The sequence below is a fragment of the Serpentinimonas maccroryi genome (assembly GCF_000828915.1).
GTDB lineage: Bacteria > Pseudomonadota > Gammaproteobacteria > Burkholderiales > Burkholderiaceae_C > Serpentinimonas > Serpentinimonas maccroryi.
This window is the reverse complement of the sequence record NZ_AP014569.1, coordinates 2,394,625-2,414,040: the sequence shown is the minus strand read 5'-3', so window position 1 is coordinate 2,414,040 and position 19,416 is coordinate 2,394,625. Positions and strand designations below refer to the sequence as shown.

Below are 19,416 nucleotides of genomic sequence, written 5' to 3'. Positions count from 1 at the left end.
GCGGCGCACAGGCGCTCGCTTTTAGCGCTGTTTTTCGGGCAGCTCGATTTTTACTTCGAGCACGTCCAGGTTTTCCTGGCGCTCAAGGTTGACGCGGATGTCGCCCGGATTGACGTGCACGTACTTGCTGATGACGGCGATCAGCTCGCGCTGCAACTGCGGCAAGTAGTCGGGCTCGCTGGCGTTGCGCCCGCTGCGCTCGTGCGCCAAAATGATCTGCAGACGGTCTTTGGCGATCGACGCGGTCTGCTTTTTCTCGCCCAGGAAAAATGACAACCAGGACATGGCGCTCACCTCCCGAACAGGCGTTTGAGCAAGCTGGGCTTTTGCGCGTCCACAAAGCGCAGCGGCCGCTCCTGGCCCAAAAAGCGCTCGATCACGTCTTTGTAGGCTTCCGAGACCTCGGTGCCCTGCATGTGCACCGCCGGCAGGCCCTGGTTCGAGGCCTGCAGCACCGTTTCGCTCTCGGGGATGACGCCGATGAGCGGAATGCGCAGAATGTCCTGTATGTCTTGCAGCGACAGCATCTGCCCCTCTTGCACCCGGTTCGGGTTGTAGCGCGTGATCAGCAGGTGCTCTTTGATGGCTTCGCGGCCCTCGATGGCGCGCCGCGTTTTGCTGCTGAGCATGCCCAGAATGCGGTCCGAGTCGCGCACGCTGGAGACCTCGGGGTTGGTCACCACCAGCGCCTCGTCGGCGTAGTGCATGGCCATCAAGGCGCCGGCCTCGATCCCGGCCGGCGAGTCGCAGACGATGTAATCAAAACCCATGCCAGCCAGATCGTTGAGCACGCGCTCCACCCCCTCTTGCGACAAGGCGTCTTTGTCGCGCGTCTGGCTGGCCGCCAGCACGTACAGGCCTTCGCACTGCTTGTCTTTGATCAAGGCCTGGTTCAGATTGGCTTCCTGGTGGATGACGTTGATGAAGTCGTAGACCACGCGGCGCTCGCAACCCATGATCAGGTCGAGGTTGCGCAAGCCGACGTCAAAGTCGATGACCACGGTTTTGAAGCCCTTGAGGGCCAAGCCGGCGGCGAAGCTGGCGCTGGTGGTGGTCTTGCCCACCCCGCCTTTACCGGATGTGACGACGACTATTTTGCTCATGTGGTCATGACTTTCTATACAAATTTTTTAAGCGATGGCTTCGATCAGCAGCCGCTCGGCATCGTTGTGGCGCTGCAGCCGCACCCGCGCGGCTTTGGAGCGCACCTCTGGCGGCAGCGGCACTTCGCTGGTGCGGTAGGTGCCGGCGATGGACAACAGCTCGGCCTCGAGGCAGGTGGCAAAAATGCACGCGTTTTCGTCGCCGCGCGCGCCGGCGATGGCCTTGCCGCGCAGCGGCGCATAGATGTGGATGTGGCCATCGGCCACCACCTCGGCGCCAGGGTTGACCATGGCGGTGACGATCAGGTCGCGGCCGCGCGCATACACCTGCTGCCCCGAACGCAAGGGGCGGTCGATCAGCAGCGCGCCCACCGCAAGGCGCTCCGGGGCAGGGGTTGGGGTGGGCTCGATTGCGCTGCTGGCTGCGCTGGCTGTGAGTGCCTGCACGGCATCCATTGCATCGTCGGCACGTACCAACCCAGCCGCCGCGGCCTGCTGGCGCACGGCCGCCGATCCACCCCGGTACGCCACAGGTTGCAAGTGGGCCGCGCGCAACAGCGCCAGCAGCGCCGACAAATCGGCAAGGGCTGGTTCGCTGTCTGGCAGGGCGCTGAAGTCGAGCAACAGCGCGTCTTGGTCGAAAAATCCCGCTGCATCGCCGTAGCGCTGCTGCCAGTCTTGCATCAGACGCTGGGTGTCGGCACTGCGCAGCGCCAAAGCCAACAAGGGCCAGTGGGTGCTTTTGAGCTCGAAACTCATAGAGGGGTCAGAGGCCGCAAGGGGGGATGGTGGGGAGAGCAGGAGGGGTTCAAGGGCAAATCTTAACAGCCCGGCCAAACCGGAAGGCCAAAGCGCGGCCGGACGGCAGACGGGCCGCGACAGATGCAGCACGGCGCCGAAGCCGCGGGGGTGGCCGGTGTCTTCCCCTATCTCCAATATCTTGATTTAAAGCATAGTCGTAGTAGTAGGCCCATCCCGATTCACTGAACAACTCATTATTTCTTTTGGATTCAATCTGTTGCACCCATTTTTAGGTGTGCAGAGCGGGGCTGGACAAATTCTTGCAGCGCTGCATAAGTGGCCTTGTTCGGCGCCTCCTGTGGATAACCGACACATTGTGCGCGAGCTATCCACAGCCTTGTGCAGCGATCTTGCCCAGCATGGGTTGGTACGGCATCGACGCGCGAAGGTTTGCATCCTTGTGCGGCGGCAAATCCTGTTTTAAGCTGGGTCAGAGTCGCCGGCCTCGGGTGGGATCTCGGGGTAGCCGGCGTCGTCGAGCGCGCTGGCCAGCGCACCGCGGGAGATGCTGCTGCGCACCGTCACGCGGCCGCTGCTGCGCTCGATCTGCACCTCGGCCTGCGCGTCGAGGCGGCGGATGGCTTGGCGCACCGCCTGATCGCAGTGGCCGCAGCTCATGCCCTGAACCGTGAAGTGGTGGGTGTCCATGGTAGAGTCCTTTACTGGTTAAAGTCCGTAGTATGTGAGTTTTACTGGAAGCTTGAGTGAACCCTGCCGCGCCGCCGTTTGAGAGCCAGTTCAAAATCGTGGGCATGACCTGCGCCTCGTGCGTGTCGCGGGTCGAGCGCGCCTTGGCCAAGCTGCCCGGGGTGCAGGAGGTGAGCGTCAACCTGGCCACCGAAACGGTGCGTGTGCGGGTGGCGGCGCCCGTGCAAGGTGCAGCCAATGGCGGCGGTGCACCGGCCCAGGGCGCCCCAGGCCAGGGCGCTGCAGAAATGGGTATGGGTCTGAACGTGGGCATGGGCGTAGAGGCCGACGAGGCCACGCTCTGGCAAGCGCGGCTGCACCGCGCGGTGCGCGACGCCGGTTATGAACCGGTGCCCCTGACGCAGGCCGCAGAAGCCGACCCGGCCCTAGACCGCCTGTGGGGCGTGCGGCGCGATTTTTGGCCGGTGCTGCTGGCCATGGCGCTCACGCTGCCGCTGGCGTTGCCCATGGTGGGTAAGCTCTGGGGCGAGCACTGGATGTTGGGGCCGCTGTGGCAGTTTCTGTTGGCCACGCCGGTGCAGTTCATCCTTGGGGCGCGGTTTTACCGCGCCGGTTGGCACGCCATCCGCGCCGGCAGCGGCAACATGGAGCTGTTGGTGGCCATCGGCACCACGGCTGCTTGGGGCATGAGCACCTGGTTGTGGTGGCGCGCCGAGCCTGGCAGCATGGTGCCGCTGTACTACGAGGCGGCGGCGGTGATCATCACCCTGGTGCTGCTGGGCAAATGGCTGGAGGCGCGCGCCAAGCGCCAGACCACCAGCGCCATACGCGCCCTGCAGGCCTTGCGCCCCGAGGTGGCGCACCTGCTGCCCGACGGCGTGCGGCGCGAGCAGCTGCAGGACGTGCCGGTGGCCGAATTGCTGCCGGGCGACCGGCTGCTGGTGCGCCCGGGCGAGCGCCTGCCTGCCGACGGCGTGATCGAGCAGGGGCAGACGCAGATCGACGAATCCCTGCTCACCGGCGAGCCGCTGCCGGTGTTGCGATTGGTGGGCGACACGGTCACCGGCGGCAGCCTGAACGGCGACGGCGCCATCGAGCTGCGCGTGACGGCGGTGGGCACGCAGTCGGTGCTGCAGCGCATCATCGCGCTGGTGCAAGACGCGCAAGCGGTCAAGCCGCCGGTGCAGCGCCAGGTGGACCGGGTGGCGGCGGTGTTCGTGCCGGTGGTGTTGCTGGTCGCGCTGGCCACCTTTGCGCTCTGGTGGGGCTGGCAGCAGGCGCCGTTTGAGCAGGCCCTGCTGGCGGCGGTGGCGGTGCTGGTGATCGCCTGCCCGTGCGCGCTCGGGCTGGCCACGCCGACGGCGATCATGGCCGGCACCGGGGTGGCGGCGCAGCACGGCATCTTGATCAAAGACCCGGAGGCGCTCGAAGCCGCGCGCCGTGTGGACACGGTGGCTTTCGACAAAACCGGCACCCTCACCCTAGGGCAGCCGGTGTTGCGGCACCTGTTGCCGGCTGCGGGTGTGGATGCGGCGGTGGCGCTGCAGGCGGCGGCGGCCTTGCAGCGCCACAGCGAGCACCCGCTGGCGCGCGCGGTGTTGCAGGCGGCGCAAGCCCAATTGGAACCGCAAGAGCTGGAACTGCAAGCCAGCGCGGTGCAGGCGGTGCCGGGGCGCGGCTGCCATGGTGAGGTGCAGGGCACGGTGCTGTATCTGGGCAGTTGGGACTGGCTGCAGGGGCTCGGGGCCGATTTGCGGGGCTGGCAGGAGCAGGCCGAGGCTTGGGCGGCCCAAGGCTGCAGCGTGTCGGTGCTGGCGCAGCAGCACGGGTGGCAGCCGCTGGCCTTGCTGGCGTTTGCCGACCAACCCAAACCCGGTTCGGCCCAAGCCATCGCCGAGTTGCGTGCGCTGGGTCTGCGGGTGCTGATGATTTCGGGCGACAACCAGCGCGCCGCCGAGGCCATGGCGCGCCGCCTAGGGCTAGACCCAGCGGCGGGCGAGGTGCGCGCCCAGGTGCTGCCGGGCGACAAGGCGCGGCTGGTGGCCGAACTCAAAGCCCAGGGCCGGGTGGTGGCGATGGTGGGCGACGGCGTCAACGATGCCCCGGCGCTGGCGGCGGCCGATGTCGGGCTGGCGATGAGCCACGCCCAAGGCGGCTCCGATGTGGCGCTGCACGCCGCCGGCATCACCCTGATGCGCGGCGAGCCGCTGCTGGTGGCGGCGGCGCTCGACATATCGCGCCGCACGGTAGCCAAAATCCGGCAAAACCTGTTTTGGGCTTTCATCTACAACACCGTCGGCATCCCGCTGGCGGCGCTGGGCCTGCTCAGCCCGGTGCTGGCCGGGGCGGCGATGGCGCTGAGCTCGGTGAGCGTGGTGAGCAACGCCTTGCTGCTCAAGCGCTGGCGGCCGCCGGCGCGGAGCTGAGGGGCTGGGAGGCAATTTGCGCTTGCGCCGGCAAATCGGGTGCGCGCGGGTTTAGGATCGAAGCCTATGGCCGAACCCAGCGCGGGCCCTCCCACCAGCCTGTCCGCGATCCGACCCCCCTTGCCCCCTTGGTGGCGCGGGGTGCTGCTGGCGCTGTGGCTCTCGCTGGCGGCGGCGGTGGCGCTGGGCATCACGCGCTTTGCCTACGGTTTGCTGCTGCCGCCCATGCGCGCCGACCTCGGCTGGACCTACGCCTTGGCCGGGGCCATGAACACCTTCAACGCCGTCGGCTACCTCGTGGGGGCGCTCACGGCCCCGTGGCTGCTGCGCCGCTTGGGGGCTGGACCGCTGCTGCTGGCTGGGGCCTTGCTGGCCAGCGTGTTCATGGCCAGCAGCGGTTTTTTTAGCGCCAGCGCGCCGCTGCTGGCGCAGCGGCTGGCGGCGGGCGTGTTCAGCGCCTGGGTTTTTGTGGCCGGGGGCTTATTGGCGGCGCGCCTGGGCACGGTTTGGCCGGCGCACAGCGGTTGGTTGCTGGGCTTGTATTACGGCGGCGTGGGCTGGGGCATCGTGCTGTCGGCGCTGGCGGTGCCGCCGGTGCTGGGCTGGGCCGCCAGCGTGCCGCACGGCTGGGCTTGGGCTTGGTGGCTGCTGGCGCTGGTCTGTTTGCTCACCACGGCATCGCTGTGGGGGCTGCTGCGGGCGCTGCGCCAGCTGGGGCTGGAAGTCGATGCCGCGCCCGTGTACCGTGCCGGCCCCGGCGCGCCGCCCAGCCCGGCCTTGGGTTGGGCGCTTCTGGTGCAAAGTTTTGGCTGGGCGCTGGCCGCCTACACCCTGTTTGGTCTGGGTTACATCGGCTACATGACCTTCGTCATCGCGCTGCTGCACGAGCAGGGGCACGCCACCGGGGCGATCACGCTGTTTTACACCCTGCTGGGCTTGGGGGTGGTGATTTCGGCGCGGCTGTGGGCCGCTTGGCTCGATCGTTTTCGCGGCGGGCAGGCGCTGGCGCGCCTCAGCGCCCTGCTCGGCTTGGCGACGCTGGTGCCCGCGCTCACGGCGGCTTGGCCGGCGTTGCTGGCCTCGGGGCTGTTGTTCGGGGCGGTCTTTTTGTCGGTGGTGGCCTCGACCACGGCGCTGGTGCGCCACAATTTGCCACCGGAGCAGTGGGCCGGCGGCATCAGCGCCTTCACGATCGTGTTTGCGGCCGGGCAGATCGTGGGCCCGACGGCGGTGGGCTGGATCGCCGACGGCCCGGGCGGGCTCGAGCGCGGCTTGTTCTACTCGGCGCTGGCGCTGTGGCTGGGCGCGGCGCTGGCGTGGCGCCAGCGGCCGCTGCAGAGCGCCGGCCGCCCTACACACTAAACTTTGCACACCGCAGGAGCACCCCATGGCCATCGGAGACTTTGCCTACGCCAACAACTGCAACCGCTTTTTGGGTTGCGCGCCACTGGCCGACCAGCCCTTTGCGCTGGTCGGGGTGCCTTTTGATGGCGCCGTCAGCAACCGCCCCGGGGCGCGCTTTGGCCCGCAAGCCATTCGCGCCGCCAGCCTGATGCTGTGCGACGGCGAGCACCCGCACTTCAACTGCAGCCCCGTTGGGCACGTGGGCGACGCGCTCGATCTGCGCTTGCCCAACACCGCCGCGCTGCCCCATCTGCAGGCCTGCATCGAGCAGCAGGCGCAGGCCCTCATGGGCCAGCACCGCTGCGTGTTTCTGGGCGGCGACCACTCCATCACCCTGCCGCTGCTGCGCGCCGCGCGCCGCGTCTATGGCCAAGGCGCGCCGTTGGCGCTGGTGCATTTCGACGCCCATTGCGACACCTGGACCGATCACTGCGGCGAACCTGCGGGCCACGGCACCTGGACCTATGAGGCGCTGCAAGAGGGCCTGGTCAGCCCGGCGCACACGGTGCAGATCGGGCTGCGCTCCAGCGGCCAGCGCGCGGCACGCGAGTACGTGCGCGACCAAGGCGGCCTGATCTACACCGCGCGCGACTTGCGCGGCCTCGACGGCGCGGCTTTGCAGCCGCTGCTGCGCGAGATCCGCCAGCGCATCGGCGAGCGGCCCTGCTACCTGACGATCGATATCGACTGCCTCGACCCCGCCTTCGCCCCCGGCACCGGCACCCCCGAGCCCGGCGGCCTGAGCAGCAGCCAGGTGCTGACCGTGGTCGAAGAGCTGGTCGACCTGAACTGGGTGGGTATGGACTGCGTCGAAGTGGCGCCGGCCTACGACCACGCCGAACTCACCAGCAGCGCCGCCGCCACCTTGGTCTGGACTTGGCTGGCCGGGCAGGTGGCGCTGGGGCGCGGCGCGGGTGCAGGTGCCTGACCCTCTGCACGCCACCCCTTCGGGAGTTTTAGGAAAAGTTGTAGGCTGTCTTGCCCTTGCGCAGATGGGCAGCGGATGAGATCTGTAGCAAGTGCCACAGGCTGTGGCACTTTTGTCTGTCTCACCACGCCTCAACAAAAGCGCAGCTCCAAGCCTATGCTACGCTTACTTTATGGCATCCTCCCTGCTGCAATCCGACACCCTACTGAACCAGCGCAGCTACTACGAGGCGACGGTGCAGCGTGCACCGGTCTTGCCGCCGCTGCAGGGCCAGCAGCGCGCCGATGTGCTGGTGGTGGGCGGTGGGCTGGCGGGCTTGAGCGCGGCGCTGGAGCTGGCCGAGCGTGGGCTGCAGGTCTGTCTGCTCGAGGCGCAACGCATCGGCTGGGGGGCCAGCGGGCGCAATGGCGGCCAGGCCTTGGTGGGCTATGCCTGTGGGCAAGGGCAGCTCGAGCAGCAGCTCGGGCGCGCCGATGCGCGCCGGCTCTGGGACTGGACGCTGGAGGGCATCGAGCTCATCGGGCAGCGCATCGCGCAGCAGCGCATCGACTGCGACTGGCAGCGCGGCTACCTGACGGTGGCCGATTCGGCACGCCAGGCGCGGCGCCTGCTGGCCGAGGTCGAGCAGCAGCAGCGCGACTACGGCCTGGCGTGCGAGGTGGCCACCGGGCCCGAGGTGCGCCGCCACATCGACAGCCCGCGCTACCACGCCGCCGCCTTTGAGCCCCTCAGCGGCCACCTGCACCCGCTCAAGTACACGCTGGGGTTGGCGCAGGCGGCGCAGCGCGCCGGCGTGGTGCTGCACGAGCACAGCCCCGTGCTGCGCCTGAGCCAATGCGCCGCCGGTGTCACGGCGCACACGGCCCACGGCCAGGTGTCGGCGCGCTACGCGCTGCTGGCGGGCAACTGCCTGCTGCCCGAATACGCCCCGGCGCTGGCGCCGGCGCTGGCGCGGCGCATCATGCCGGTGGGCACTTACTTGGTGGCTACCGCCCCGGTGGCCACTGCCCTGAGCCGGCGCCTGATCCCCAGCGCCGCCGCGGTGTGCGACAACAACCTGGTGCTCGACTACTTTCGCTTCAGCGCCGAGCAGCGGCTGCTGTTTGGTGGCCGTGTCAGCTACACCACCCGCACCCCGGCGCAGCTGCAGGCCCTCATGCGCCAGCGCCTGCTGGCGGTGTTCCCCGATCTGGCGCAGGTGCCGGTCGACTACCTGTGGGGCGGCTTTGTCGATATCAGCATGAACCGGGCCCCGGATTTTGGCCGGCTGTCGCCGCAGGTCTATTATTTGCAGGGCTTCAGCGGCCACGGCGTGGTGCTGGCCGGTTTGGCCGGGCGCTTGGTGGCCGAGGCCATCGGCGGCCAAGCCGAGCGCTTCGATGTTTATGCGCGGCTAAAACACCACCCTTTTCCCGGTGGGCCGTGGCTGCGCACGCCGCTGCTGGCGCTGGGCATGGCGTGGCAGCGCTTGCGCGAGGCGCTGGGCTGAGAGGCTCAGCCTCTGCCACAATCACCGTCCAAGGCTTACCGCGCACCATGAACCCGAACCCTACTGCCTCCGCCCACTCCGCTGCGCCCGCCACCCCGCCCTTGGTCTGGCTGCCCGCCGACCACCGTCAGCTGGGCCCCAACGACATGCCCTATCTGCTGCTGGGCGACAAGTACGCGCGCGCGGTCAAGGTCGGCGCGCAGGCGCAGCCGGTGCTGTTCCCGCTGGCCGAGGCGGCGCAGGTGGGCGCGTTGCTGGCGCTAGTCGATGGCGTGATGCTCACCGGCTCGCCCTCCAACGTGCACCCGGCGCACTTCGATGAAGACGTGCACGACCCCACGCTGCCGCTGGACCCCGAGCGCGACGCGCTCACGCTGGCGCTGGTGCGCGCCTGCATCGCGCAGCAGGTGCCGCTGCTGGGCATCTGCCGCGGCTTCCAAGAGATCAATGTCGCCCTGGGGGGCAGCCTGCACCAGACCGTGCACGCCGTGCCGGGGCTGATGGACCACCGCGACCCCGACGGCCTGCCGCTCGAGCAGCAGTACGGCCCCAGCCACCCAGTGCGGCTGGCGGAAGGCTCGGCGCTGGCGCAGTGGGCTGGCGGCACGCAGGCCATGGTCAACTCGCTGCACGGGCAGGGCATCGGCCGCTTGGCGCCCGGTGTGCGGGCGCTGGCATGGGCCGAAGATGGGTTGGTCGAGGCCATCGAGGTGCAGGGCGCGACCGAGTTTGCCTACGCGGTGCAGTGGCACCCCGAGTGGCGCTGCGAGCAAAACCCCTTTTACGCCACCACCTTTGAAGCCTTTGGCCAGGCGCTGCGGCGGCGCCAGCAGCGCCGCCTGCAAGCGCAGCTGGCCCAGTCCACAACCGGCGCACCCAGCGCAACCGGAGCATGAGATGAAAAGCAACCCACCGCAGAGCTTCAACGAACTCGAACAGTGGCTGAACCAGCGCCGCGTGACCGAAATCGAGTGCCTGGTACCCGACCTCACCGGCGTGGCGCGGGGCAAGATTTTGCCGCGCGGCAAATTCACCGAAGACCGCGGCATGCGGCTGCCGCAGGCGGTGGTGGCCATGGGCGTGACCGGCGTGTTCCCCGAGAGCGGGCCCTACTACGATGTGATCGACCCCACCGACCGCGACATGCAGCTGCGCCCCGATCCGTCCACGGTGCGCATCGTCCCTTGGGCCACCGACCCCACGGCGCAAGTCATCCACGACTGTTTCGACCACGCCGGCAAGCGCGTGCCCTTTGCCCCGCGCAGCGTGCTGCGCCACGTCTGCAACCTGTACGAGGAGATGGGCCTGTCGCCGGTGGTGGCACCCGAGCTCGAGTTTTACCTCACGGCACGCAACACCGACCCCAACACCCTGCTCAAGCCGCCCATCGGCCGCAGCGGCCGCGCCGAAACCTCGCGCCAGGCCTACAGCATCGACGCCGTGAACGAGTTCGACCCCTTGTTCGAGGAAATCTACGACTACTGCGACCAGATGGAGCTCAACGTCGATACCCTGATCCACGAAGTCGGGGCCGGCCAGATGGAGATCAACTTCTTCCACGGTGCCCCGCTCGACTTGGCCGACGAGGTGTTCTTTTTCAAGCGCACGGTGCGCGAGGCGGCGCTGCGCCACGACATGTACGCCACCTTCATGGCCAAACCCATCGCCGGCGAGCCCGGCAGCGCCATGCACGTGCACCAGAGCATCGTCGAGCGAGAAAGCGGGCGCAACCTCTTTAGCCAGCTCGACGGCACGCCCAGCGAGGCCTTCTACCACTACATCGGCGGCTTGCAGCGCTACATACCGGCGGCGATGGCGCTGGTGGCCCCCTATGTGAACAGTTACCGGCGCCTGTCGCGCAACACCGCCGCCCCGATCAACATCGAGTGGGGGCACGACAACCGCACCGTCGGCATCCGCTCGCCGATTGCGGTGCCGCAGTCGCGGCGGCTGGAAAACCGCGTCATCGGCGCCGACGCCAACCCCTACGTGGCGCTGGCCATGACCCTGGCTTGTGGCTACTTGGGGCTGAAAAACAAGATCGCGCCCAAGCCCGAGAAGAAGTCTGACGCCTACCTCTCGCCCTACGCGCTGCCGCGCACGCTGGGCGAGGCGCTGGACTGGCTGCGCCGTGAGAGCGATCTGCACGAGGTGCTGGGGCGCGAGTTCATCACCATCTACACCGAAATCAAAGAGCTCGAGTTCGAGGAGTTCATGAAAGTCATTTCGCCGTGGGAGCGCGAGCACCTGCTGCTGCACGTCTAAGTGGTTGGGAGGCACCGCTCACTCAAACCCGCCCAATTGCCTCCCAGCCTCTGAGCGCCCTCAATCTGGAGCCCCCATGCCCCCCACCCCGCTGACCGCCGAACTGCAAGCGCTCGATGCCGCGCACTACCTGCACCCTTTCACCGACCACCAGGCGCTGGCGGCCAAGGGCGCGCGCGTGATCACCCACGGCGAGGGCATCTACGTCTGGGACAGCGAGGGCCAGCGGCTGCTGGACGCCATGAGCGGGCTGTGGTGTGTCAACGTCGGCTACGGGCGGCGCGAGCTGGCCGATGCCGCACACGCGCAGATGCTCAAGCTGCCCTACTACAACAGCTTTTTCCAGACCACGCACGAGCCCGCGGTGCGGCTGGCGGCGCGCTTGGCCGAGCTGGCGCCGCCGGTGGCCGGGCGCCGCTTCGAGCATGTGTTTTACTCCAGCTCCGGCTCCGAGGCCAACGACACCAACCTGCGGCTGGTGCGCCGCTACTGGGACTTGCTCGAGCAGCCGCAGCGCAAAACCGTGATCAGCCGCCGCAACGCCTACCACGGCTCCACCGTGGCGGCGGCCTCGCTCAGCGGCATGGGCGCCATGCACGCCCAGGGCGATTTGCCCATCCCCGGCATCGTGCACATCGAGCAGCCGCATTTTTTGCAGCACGGCCTTGCGGGCGAGAGCGAGCACGATTTTGGCCTGCGCGCGGCGCGCTGGCTGGAAGCCAAAATCCTCGAACTCGGGCCCGAGCGCGTGGCGGCCTTCATCGGCGAGCCGGTGCAGGGCGCGGGCGGCGTCATCATCCCGCCAGACAGCTACTGGCCCGAGGTGCAGCGCATCGTCGATCGCTACGGCATCCTGTTGATTTCCGACGAGGTCATCTGCGCCTTTGGCCGCCTCGGGCACTGGTTTGCCTACGAAAAATTCGGTCTGCGCCCCGATCTGGTGACCTTTGCCAAGGGCGTCACCAGCGGCTACGTGCCCTTGGGCGGCACCCTGGTGGGGCCGCGCGTGGCCCAGGTGCTGATCGAGCGCGGCGGCGAGTTCAACCACGGCTACACCTACAGCGGGCACCCGGTGGCGTGCGCGGTGGCGCTGGCCAACCTCGACCTGCTCGAGCGCGAAGATTTGCCGGGTCGGGTGCGGCTCGACACCGGCCCCTACCTGGCGCAGCGCCTGGCCGAGCTGGAGGCGCACCCGCTGGTGGGCCGCGTCCAGAGCTGCGGCTTCGTCGCCGCGCTCACTTTGGTGCGCGACAAGGCGCGCGGCCTGCCCTTCCCCGAGGAGCAGGCGGTGGGCATGCGGTGCCGCGCGCACTGTTTTGGGGGCGGGCTGGTGATGCGGGCGGTGGGTGATCGCATGATCATCGCCCCGCCCTTGATCACCACGCGCGCGCAGATCGACGAAATGCTGGGCCTGATCGAGCGCGCGCTCGACGCCACGCTGGCGGAACTTCGCGCCAAAGGATGGTTCTGAGTCCTTGACCTTGTGGCTAAAATAGCGCTTGGCACGCGGTTTGCATAGGCTGTGCAGGCCGCAGTCTGTGTGTGCGGCTGCCCCCATCCCTTTTTTGCTCTTTACTTGCTGGAGTGAAACCATGTTGAAGACCTTGCTGGCGGCCGCCTTGGCGGCCTCTTTTCTGGTGGCTTGCGGACCGCGTGAGCAGCCCGCCGCAGTGGCCCCGGCCGCCCCGCCGGCCGAGCCCAAGGTGCTCAACATCTACAACTGGCCCGACTACGTCCCGCCCGGCCTGATCGAAGCCTTCGAGCAGGAAACCGGGATCGACGTCACCTACGACACCTTCGCCTCCAACGAGGTCTTGCACGCGCGCTTGGTGGCGGGCAACACTGGCTACGACATCGTGGTGCCGGGCAGCGTGTTTGCGGCGCAGCAGATCGCCGCCGGCTTCTTCCAGCCGCTGGACAAAAGCAAGATCCCGAATCTGGCCAATCTGGACCCGGCCCTGATGGCCACCCTGACCAAGGCCGACCCCGAAAACCGCCACCTGGTGCCGTGGGCCTGGGGCTTTACCACCGTGGGCATCAACCGCACACGCCTCGAGCGCGCGCTGGGCAACACCCCCATGCCCGAAAACGCCTGGGAGCTGGTGTTCAACCCCAAATACACCGCGCTGGCGCAGCGCTGCGGCATCGCCTTCCTCGACGCTCCGTCTGAGGTCATCCCGCCGGCGCTGCACTTCATCGGCCGCGAAGCCTATTCCAACAACCCGGCCGACTACCAGGCCGCGCTCGAGATGCTGATGACCGTGCGTCCGCACATCCGCATCTTCACCTCGACCATGATCGACACCTTTGCCGGCGGCCAAGCTTGCGTGGTGCTGGGCTGGTCGGGCGACATCAACATCGCCGCCAACCGGGCGCGTGAAATGGGCAACACCGACGTGCTCGAAGCCCTGCTGCCCAGCACCGGCGGCCTGATCTTCATCGACACCATGGCCATCACCCGCGACGCGCGCCACCCCAACAACGCGCACACCTTCATCAACTTCTTCCTGCGCCCCGAAAACGCAGCGCGCATGGCCAACGAGATGAACTTCGCCACCGGCAACCTCGCCGCCATGCCGCTGATCCGGCCCGAGATCGCCGGCAACAAGACCATCATGGTGCCGGCCGACTACATGCCGCGCATGATCCAGCCCGGCCGCCTCTCCAACGAGGCGCGCGAAGCCATGGCGACGGCCTACAATAGCTTCAAGCAAGGCCGCTGAGCGCGGGGGTCTGAGCGCCCCAAGCCAGCCGGGCGCAAAGCGCCGGTGCACCGCTCGCACCTTTCACAGGCCGCTGCCACCCCGATCGGGGTGCGGCGGCCTTCCATATTGCACAGGGCAGACCGAGGCGCGCACATGCTCCAAGACGTAAGCAAAGAAGGATTTTTGGTGACCGAAAAGGTGGTCAAGCGCTTTGACGAGGCGCTGGCCGTCGATGAGGTCTCGCTGTCGATCGCCCAGGGCGAGATTTTTGCCCTGCTGGGCAGTTCGGGCTGTGGCAAATCGACCCTGCTGCGCATGCTGGCCGGGTTCGAGAAGCCGACTTCGGGCCGCATCCTGCTCGGCGGCCAGGACGTGGCCCAGATGCCGCCCTACGAGCGCCCGATCAACATGATGTTCCAGAGCTATGCGCTGTTTCCGCACCTAAACATCTGGGAGAACGTGGCTTTTGGCCTCAAGCGCGAGGGTTGCCCCAAAGAAGAACTCAAGCGCCGCGTGGGCGAAATGCTGGATCTGGTGCAGCTGGGCGACTACGCGCGGCGCAAGCCGCACCAACTCTCGGGCGGGCAACAGCAGCGCGTGGCGCTGGCGCGCAGCCTGGCCAAGCGGCCCAAGCTGCTGCTGCTCGACGAACCTCTGGGCGCGCTGGACAAAAAGCTGCGCGAGCAGACCCAGTTCGAACTCGTCAACATCATCGAAAAGGTGGGCGTGACCTGCGTCATGGTCACCCACGACCAAGAAGAAGCCATGATCATGGCCCAGCGCATCGCCGTCATGAGCAAGGGCCGGGTGCTGCAAGTCGGGGCGCCGCAAGACATCTACGAATTTCCTGCCAACCGCTTCGTCGCCGACTTCATCGGCAGCGTCAATCTGTTCGACGGCCGCCTGAGCGTCGATGAGATCGACCACTGCGCGGTGCAGACCGAGATCGGTGAGATCCAGATTGGGCACGGCGTCAGCGGCTCGCTGAATATGCCGGTGGCGGTGGCGGTGCGCCCCGAAAAAATTGAAATCTCCAAAACCCGCCCGCATGGGGTGGACTGCAACCTGTTTAGCGGCCGGGTCAAGGAAATCGCCTATTTCGGCTCCTACAGCACCTTTTTGGTGCAGGCCAGCAACGGCCAGAAAGTCAAAATCACCGAGCCCAACACGGCGCGCCACGACCTGTCCGACATCACCTGGGAAGACGAGGTCTTTTTCTGGTGGAGCAACCGCGCCGGCGTGGTGCTGCGCGACTGATCGCCCCTGCCAACGCTAAACCCAGGCGAAACACCGTGGCCAAACCCCTGAAACTGTCCATGCCAGGCCGGCGCTTCGTCATCGGCGTGCCCTATGTCTGGCTGCTGATTTTCTTCTTTTTGCCTTTTTTGATATTGCTGTACATCAGCTTTGTCGATATGGGCAACGAGATTCACCCTTTCCAGCCGCTCTGGGACCCGCAGCAAGGCGTGCTGCTGCTCAAGTTCGAGAACTACTGGAGCATTTTCCGCACCGGCCCCGACGGCGCCCTGTTCCAGACCCTGTACGTCGAATCGTATGTGCGCTCGATCGCCTACGCGCTCATCACGGCGCTGCTGTGCCTGATCATCGGCTACCCCTTCGCCTACTTCATCGCCCGCAGCGCGCCCGAGATGCGCCTGATCTTGCTGATGTTGCTGATGCTGCCGTTTTGGACCTCGTTCATGCTGCGCGTCTTTGCCTGGAAGGGCATTTTGAGCGATTTCGGCGTGGTCAACCAGTTTTTGATCTTCATCGGCCTCACCGACGAGCCGCTGCGCCTGATCTACACCGATTTTTCCATGCTCATCGGCATGGTCTATGTCTATCTGCCCTTCATGGTGCTGCCGCTCTACGCCAACTTGGTGAAGATGGACTTTCGCCTGCTCGAGGCCGCCTACGACCTCGGGGCCTCGCCCTTCAAGGCCTTCTGGCTAATCACCGTGCCGCTGTCCAAGCCCGGCATCATCGCCGGCATGATGCTGGTTTTCATCCCCTCGATGGGGGAATTCGTGGTGCCTTCGCTGCTGGGCGGGGCCGACAACATCATGATCGGGCGCGTGGTCTGGGACGAGATGTTCATCGCCAACAACTGGCCCCGGGCATCGGCCTTGGCGGTGTTGATGATCCTGCTGGTGATCATTCCCATGATGCTGTATTTCCGCTACGGCATGCGCGACAGCGATGCCCGTTGACACCGTCGGACCCTGAACCATGAAATCGAATTGGCTCAACAAGCACCTCGGCAAAGTCTGGCTGGCGCTGGTGTTCCTGTTTTTGTACGCCCCGCTGGCGTTCATGATCCTGTTTTCGTTCAACAGCACGCGCCAGCACGCCACGTTCACCGGCTTTTCGCTGCGCTGGTACGAAGCGCTGCTGGCCGATACGCGCATCGTCGAGGGCTTTATCGTCTCCTTGCAAGTGGCCTTTGTCACCGGCTTGCTGGCGGCGGTGCTGGGCACCTTTGCTGCCTTTGTGTTGGTGCGCTACAAGCATTTTTGGGGCCGCACCGTGTTTTCGGGTATGGCGGTGGCACCCATGGTGATGCCCGAGGTCATCATCGGGCTGTCGCTGCTGCTGCTGATGGTGGGCTCGTTCAACCTGTTTGGCGGCCCCGAGCGCGGCCTGATCACGATCATCATCGGCCACACCCTGTTCGGCATGGCCTTTGCCATGGTGGTGGTGCAGTCGCGCCTGCAAGAGGTGGACCGCAGCATCGAGGAAGCGGCGATGGACTTGGGCGCACGCCCGCACCAGGTGTTTTTTCTGGTCACGCTGCCCAACATCGCGCCGGCCATTCTGGCGGCTTTTCTGCTCGCCTTCACGCTCTCGTTCGACGACGTGGTGATCACCCTGTTCCTCTCCGGCCCCGGGGTGAGCACGCTGCCGCAAGTGATCTTCAACTATGCCGTGCGCGGCATCAACCCGACCATCTACGCCGCCGCCACCTTGCTGATTCTGACCGTCACCACCTTTGTCGTCACCTATGCCTTCTGGGTGCTGCACTCGACGCGCAAACGCCAGCGCGAAATGGCCGAGGCGCTGCGCGGCGCTTGATCTAGGAGACCCGCCATGACCGTTATCGACGAATCCACCCTGCGCCTCGACGGCCGCGCCTTCATCGACGGCCAGCGCGTGGCCGCGCGCGATGGTGCCACGTTCACCAAGGCCTCCCCAATCGACGGCCGCGCCCTGCCCGAGGTGGCGCGTTGTGCCAGCGCCGATGTTGACTTGGCTGTGGCGGCGGCGCGCGCGGCTTTCAACGACCGGCGCTGGGCCAGTCAGGCCCCAGCCAAGCGCAAGCGCGTGCTGCTGCGCTGGGCCGAGCTGCTGCTGCAACACGCCGACGAGCTGGCCCTGACCGAAGCGATGGATATGGGCAAGCCGCTGCAATACGCCAAGAGCGTCGATGTGGCCGGTGCCGCCAACTGCCTGCGCTGGTTCGGCGAAGCCACCGACAAGGTCTATGACCAGATCGCGCCCACGGCCGACCATGCGCTGGCGCTGATCCAGCGCGAGCCGGTGGGCGTGGTGGGCGTGATCGTGCCTTGGAATTACCCGCTGCTGATGGCGGTCTGGAAGATTGCGCCGGCGCTGGCGGCGGGCAACGCGGTGGTGCTCAAGCCCAGCGAAAAATCGCCCTTCAGCGCCCTGCGCTTGGCCGATCTGGGGCTGCAAGCCGGCCTGCCGCCGGGGGTGCTCAACGTGCTGCCGGGCTTTGGCCCCGAAGCCGGCAGCCCGCTGGCGCTGCACCCGGATGTGGACTGCATCGCCTTCACCGGCAGCACGCGAGTCGGCAAGCAGATCCACGTCATGGCCGGGCAGAGCAACCTCAAGCGCGCCTGGACCGAACTGGGCGGCAAATCGCCGTTCATCGTCTTTGACGACTGCCCCGACCTCGAGCGCGCGGTGCAGGCGGCCTTGGGCAGCGTGTTTTTCAACTGCGGCCAGAGCTGCAACGCCCCCACGCGGCTGCTGCTGCACCACGCCATCCACGCGCCCTTCATGGCGCGCGCGCTCGAGCTGCTGCCGCAGTTTCAGCCCGCGCACCCGCTGCTGCCGCAAACGGTGCAGGGGGCGCTGGTCGATGAGGCCCAAACCGCCACCGTGCTGCGCTACATCGAGGCCGGCCAGCGCGAGGGCGCGCAGCTGCTCGCCGGTGGCCAGCGCGTGCACCCGGTGGCGGGCGGCTGCTACCTGCAACCCACCATTTTCGACGGCGTGCACAACCAGATGCAGATCGCGCGCGAGGAAATTTTTGGCCCGGTGCTGGCGGTGCTGCGCTTTGCCGACGCCGCCGAAGCGGTGCAGATCGCCAACGACAGCATCTACGGCCTGCAAGCCTCGGTCTGGAGCCGCGACCTGAACCGCGCCCACGGCGTAGCCCGGGCCTTGCGCGCCGGCACCATCCACGTCAATCAGTACGACGAAGACGACATCACCGTGCCCTTCGGCGGCTACAAGCAAAGCGGCGTCGGCCGCGACAAATCGCTGCACGCCCTCGACAAATACACCGAACTCAAAACCACTTGGCTGCGCATCGACAGCCCGGTTTGAATGGCTGCACCCGCTTTTTTGCGTGGGCTGGTCGAATCACCCACGCACTGGGTTGACGGCCCTTGCACCACACCCACCCCATTGCATGAACCCTGACCGCGCATCCCACCCACCGGGGCGCCCGCCCGGCCCGCTGTGGCTGCGCCTGCTGGCGCGCCTGCCGCTGCCGCTGTGGCGGCTGCTGGGGGCGCTGCTGGGGGCGCTGCTGTACCTGCTGGCCCGGCGCCGGCGCCACATCGCCCGGCGCAACCTCGAGCTTTGCTTTCCCGAGGCCACGCCGGCGCAGCGGCAGCTCTGGCTGAGGCAGACCTTCAGGCACTTCGGCCAATCGGCCCTCGATCGGGTCTGGCTCTGGCACGCCAGCCCGGCGTGCATCAGGCAGCGGGTGCAGCTCGTCGATCCGGCGCAGGCGCTGCAACTGCGCGGCCCGGTGGTGTTTTTTGCCCCGCACCTGAGCGGCCTCGACGCCTGCTGGACGCGCATCACGCTCGAAGTCGAGCGACCTTGGATCACCGTCTATTCGCCGCAAAAGCGCCCTTGGATGGAGCGCTGGGTGAATCAGGGCCGGGCGCGCTTCGGGGCCCCGCTGCTGCACTCGCGCCGCGAAAACATCCGCCCGGTGCTGCGCGGCCTGCACCAGGGCGCGGCCCTGATGCTGCTGCCCGATATGGACTTGGGGCCACAAAACGCCGTGTTCGTGCCCTTCTTTGGCGTCCCGGCGGCTACGGTGACCGCCCTGTCGCGCTACGCCAGCGCCGCGCAAGCGCCGGTGGTCAGCCTGTTTTGCCGCATGACGGCGAGCGGCTACTGCCTCGAGGTCTCGCCACCGTGGCCCGATTTCCCCAGCGGCGACGACAGCGCCGACGCCCAGCGCATGAACGCCGCGCTCGAACAAGCGGTGCGCATCAGCCCGGGCCAGTACCACTGGCTGCACCGCCGCTTCAAGAGCCGGCCCGAGGGCGAGCAGGGGCTGTACTAGAGCCGGGCCCGGTGCTTGGCCCAAGTTTCACGTGGAACGTGGGCAGCAGGCGTTACGCCACCCCACCCCCCAAGTCAGAATACTTTCCCCTGGCAC

At 67.2% G+C, this 19,416-nt stretch carries 17 protein-coding genes; 13 read left to right on the top strand and 4 right to left on the bottom strand.

Annotation, left to right across the window (positions count from 1 at the left end; translation table 11 throughout):
• Positions 1–21 precede the first annotated feature (21 nt).
• The 4 genes from minE to SMCB_RS11100 all read right to left on the bottom strand — a co-directional run bounded on the left by minE (position 22) and on the right by SMCB_RS11100 (position 2,552).
• Complete coding sequence (minE, locus tag SMCB_RS11115) at positions 22–285, bottom strand: cell division topological specificity factor MinE (protein ID WP_045537054.1); 264 nt, start codon at positions 283–285, stop codon at positions 22–24.
• Between the two features lie 5 nt (positions 286–290).
• Positions 291–1,103 (bottom strand): septum site-determining protein MinD, encoded by an 813-nt coding sequence (minD, locus tag SMCB_RS11110; RefSeq protein WP_045537052.1) that lies wholly within the window; start codon positions 1,101–1,103, stop codon positions 291–293.
• Between the two features lie 27 nt (positions 1,104–1,130).
• Positions 1,131–1,862: a septum site-determining protein MinC gene (gene minC, locus SMCB_RS11105; RefSeq protein WP_045537050.1), complete on the bottom strand. Its 732-nt coding sequence runs from the start codon at positions 1,860–1,862 to the stop codon at positions 1,131–1,133.
• Between the two features lie 462 nt (positions 1,863–2,324).
• Positions 2,325–2,552 carry a heavy-metal-associated domain-containing protein gene (locus SMCB_RS11100; protein WP_045537048.1) on the bottom strand — a complete coding sequence of 76 codons (228 nt, stop codon included), beginning with the start codon at positions 2,550–2,552 and terminating at the stop codon, positions 2,325–2,327.
• A 104-nt stretch (positions 2,553–2,656) separates the two neighbouring features.
• On the opposite strand from SMCB_RS11100, the gene SMCB_RS11095 reads away from it, so the two are divergent.
• The 13 genes from SMCB_RS11095 (at position 2,657) to SMCB_RS11035 (ending at position 19,320) form a co-directional block, all read left to right on the top strand.
• A complete protein-coding gene (locus SMCB_RS11095) occupies positions 2,657–4,978 on the top strand; it encodes a heavy metal translocating P-type ATPase (RefSeq protein ID WP_082027478.1) in 2,322 nt (773 codons plus the stop codon).
• Between the two features lie 66 nt (positions 4,979–5,044).
• On the top strand, positions 5,045–6,340 hold the full coding sequence (locus tag SMCB_RS11090) for a YbfB/YjiJ family MFS transporter (RefSeq protein WP_082027372.1): 1,296 nt from the start codon (positions 5,045–5,047) through the stop codon (positions 6,338–6,340).
• Between the two features lie 25 nt (positions 6,341–6,365).
• Positions 6,366–7,310 carry an agmatinase gene (gene speB / locus SMCB_RS11085; protein ID WP_045537045.1) on the top strand — a complete coding sequence of 315 codons (945 nt, stop codon included), beginning with the start codon at positions 6,366–6,368 and terminating at the stop codon, positions 7,308–7,310.
• Between the two features lie 172 nt (positions 7,311–7,482).
• Complete coding sequence (locus tag SMCB_RS11080; protein ID WP_045537043.1) at positions 7,483–8,799, top strand: NAD(P)/FAD-dependent oxidoreductase; 1,317 nt, start codon at positions 7,483–7,485, stop codon at positions 8,797–8,799.
• Positions 8,800–8,846: 47 nt separating this feature from the next.
• Positions 8,847–9,695 carry a gamma-glutamyl-gamma-aminobutyrate hydrolase family protein gene (locus tag SMCB_RS11075; RefSeq protein ID WP_045537041.1) on the top strand — a complete coding sequence of 283 codons (849 nt, stop codon included), beginning with the start codon at positions 8,847–8,849 and terminating at the stop codon, positions 9,693–9,695.
• Position 9,696: 1 nt separating this feature from the next.
• Positions 9,697–11,064: a glutamine synthetase family protein gene (locus SMCB_RS11070; RefSeq protein WP_045537039.1), complete on the top strand. Its 1,368-nt coding sequence runs from the start codon at positions 9,697–9,699 to the stop codon at positions 11,062–11,064.
• A gap of 76 nt (positions 11,065–11,140) precedes the next feature.
• Positions 11,141–12,535, top strand: coding sequence for an aspartate aminotransferase family protein (locus SMCB_RS11065; protein ID WP_045537036.1), 1,395 nt, complete (start codon positions 11,141–11,143; stop codon positions 12,533–12,535).
• 121 nt (positions 12,536–12,656) lie between these two features.
• The gene (locus SMCB_RS11060) at positions 12,657–13,787 is read left to right on the top strand and encodes an extracellular solute-binding protein (protein ID WP_045537034.1); all 1,131 of its coding nucleotides are present in this window, start codon (positions 12,657–12,659) and stop codon (positions 13,785–13,787) included.
• A gap of 135 nt (positions 13,788–13,922) precedes the next feature.
• Positions 13,923–15,026, top strand: coding sequence for an ABC transporter ATP-binding protein (locus SMCB_RS11055; RefSeq protein ID WP_045537032.1), 1,104 nt, complete (start codon positions 13,923–13,925; stop codon positions 15,024–15,026).
• Complete coding sequence (locus SMCB_RS11050) at positions 14,987–15,979, top strand: ABC transporter permease (RefSeq protein WP_420834908.1); 993 nt, start codon at positions 14,987–14,989, stop codon at positions 15,977–15,979. The genes SMCB_RS11055 and SMCB_RS11050 overlap by 40 nt, the downstream gene beginning before the upstream one ends.
• A gap of 19 nt (positions 15,980–15,998) precedes the next feature.
• On the top strand, positions 15,999–16,841 hold the full coding sequence (locus tag SMCB_RS11045) for an ABC transporter permease (RefSeq protein WP_045537030.1): 843 nt from the start codon (positions 15,999–16,001) through the stop codon (positions 16,839–16,841).
• Between the two features lie 15 nt (positions 16,842–16,856).
• The gene (locus SMCB_RS11040; protein ID WP_045537028.1) at positions 16,857–18,341 is read left to right on the top strand and encodes an aldehyde dehydrogenase; all 1,485 of its coding nucleotides are present in this window, start codon (positions 16,857–16,859) and stop codon (positions 18,339–18,341) included.
• A gap of 85 nt (positions 18,342–18,426) precedes the next feature.
• Positions 18,427–19,320, top strand: coding sequence for a lysophospholipid acyltransferase family protein (locus SMCB_RS11035; RefSeq protein WP_045537025.1), 894 nt, complete (start codon positions 18,427–18,429; stop codon positions 19,318–19,320).
• Positions 19,321–19,416 lie beyond the last annotated feature (96 nt).

Bases quoted from the DNA above. Each gene is read 5' to 3' on its own strand.
- SMCB_RS11065 (WP_045537036.1), top strand. From the start codon at position 11,141: ATGCCCCCCACCCCGCTGACCGCCGAACTGCAAGCGCTCGATGCCGCG.
- SMCB_RS11070 (WP_045537039.1), top strand. From the start codon at position 9,697: ATGAAAAGCAACCCACCGCAGAGCTTCAACGAACTCGAACAGTGGCTG.
- SMCB_RS11055 (WP_045537032.1), top strand. From the start codon at position 13,923: ATGCTCCAAGACGTAAGCAAAGAAGGATTTTTGGTGACCGAAAAGGTG.
- SMCB_RS11095 (WP_082027478.1), top strand. From the start codon at position 2,657: ATGACCTGCGCCTCGTGCGTGTCGCGGGTCGAGCGCGCCTTGGCCAAG.
- SMCB_RS11040 (WP_045537028.1), top strand. From the start codon at position 16,857: ATGACCGTTATCGACGAATCCACCCTGCGCCTCGACGGCCGCGCCTTC.
- minD (WP_045537052.1), bottom strand. From the start codon at position 1,103: ATGAGCAAAATAGTCGTCGTCACATCCGGTAAAGGCGGGGTGGGCAAG.
- SMCB_RS11075 (WP_045537041.1), top strand. From the start codon at position 8,847: ATGAACCCGAACCCTACTGCCTCCGCCCACTCCGCTGCGCCCGCCACC.
- minC (WP_045537050.1), bottom strand. From the start codon at position 1,862: ATGAGTTTCGAGCTCAAAAGCACCCACTGGCCCTTGTTGGCTTTGGCG.
- SMCB_RS11035 (WP_045537025.1), top strand. From the start codon at position 18,427: ATGAACCCTGACCGCGCATCCCACCCACCGGGGCGCCCGCCCGGCCCG.
- SMCB_RS11045 (WP_045537030.1), top strand. From the start codon at position 15,999: ATGAAATCGAATTGGCTCAACAAGCACCTCGGCAAAGTCTGGCTGGCG.
- SMCB_RS11080 (WP_045537043.1), top strand. From the start codon at position 7,483: ATGGCATCCTCCCTGCTGCAATCCGACACCCTACTGAACCAGCGCAGC.
- SMCB_RS11100 (WP_045537048.1), bottom strand. From the start codon at position 2,552: ATGGACACCCACCACTTCACGGTTCAGGGCATGAGCTGCGGCCACTGC.
- SMCB_RS11090 (WP_082027372.1), top strand. From the start codon at position 5,045: ATGGCCGAACCCAGCGCGGGCCCTCCCACCAGCCTGTCCGCGATCCGA.
- SMCB_RS11060 (WP_045537034.1), top strand. From the start codon at position 12,657: ATGTTGAAGACCTTGCTGGCGGCCGCCTTGGCGGCCTCTTTTCTGGTG.
- minE (WP_045537054.1), bottom strand. From the start codon at position 285: ATGTCCTGGTTGTCATTTTTCCTGGGCGAGAAAAAGCAGACCGCGTCG.
- speB (WP_045537045.1), top strand. From the start codon at position 6,366: ATGGCCATCGGAGACTTTGCCTACGCCAACAACTGCAACCGCTTTTTG.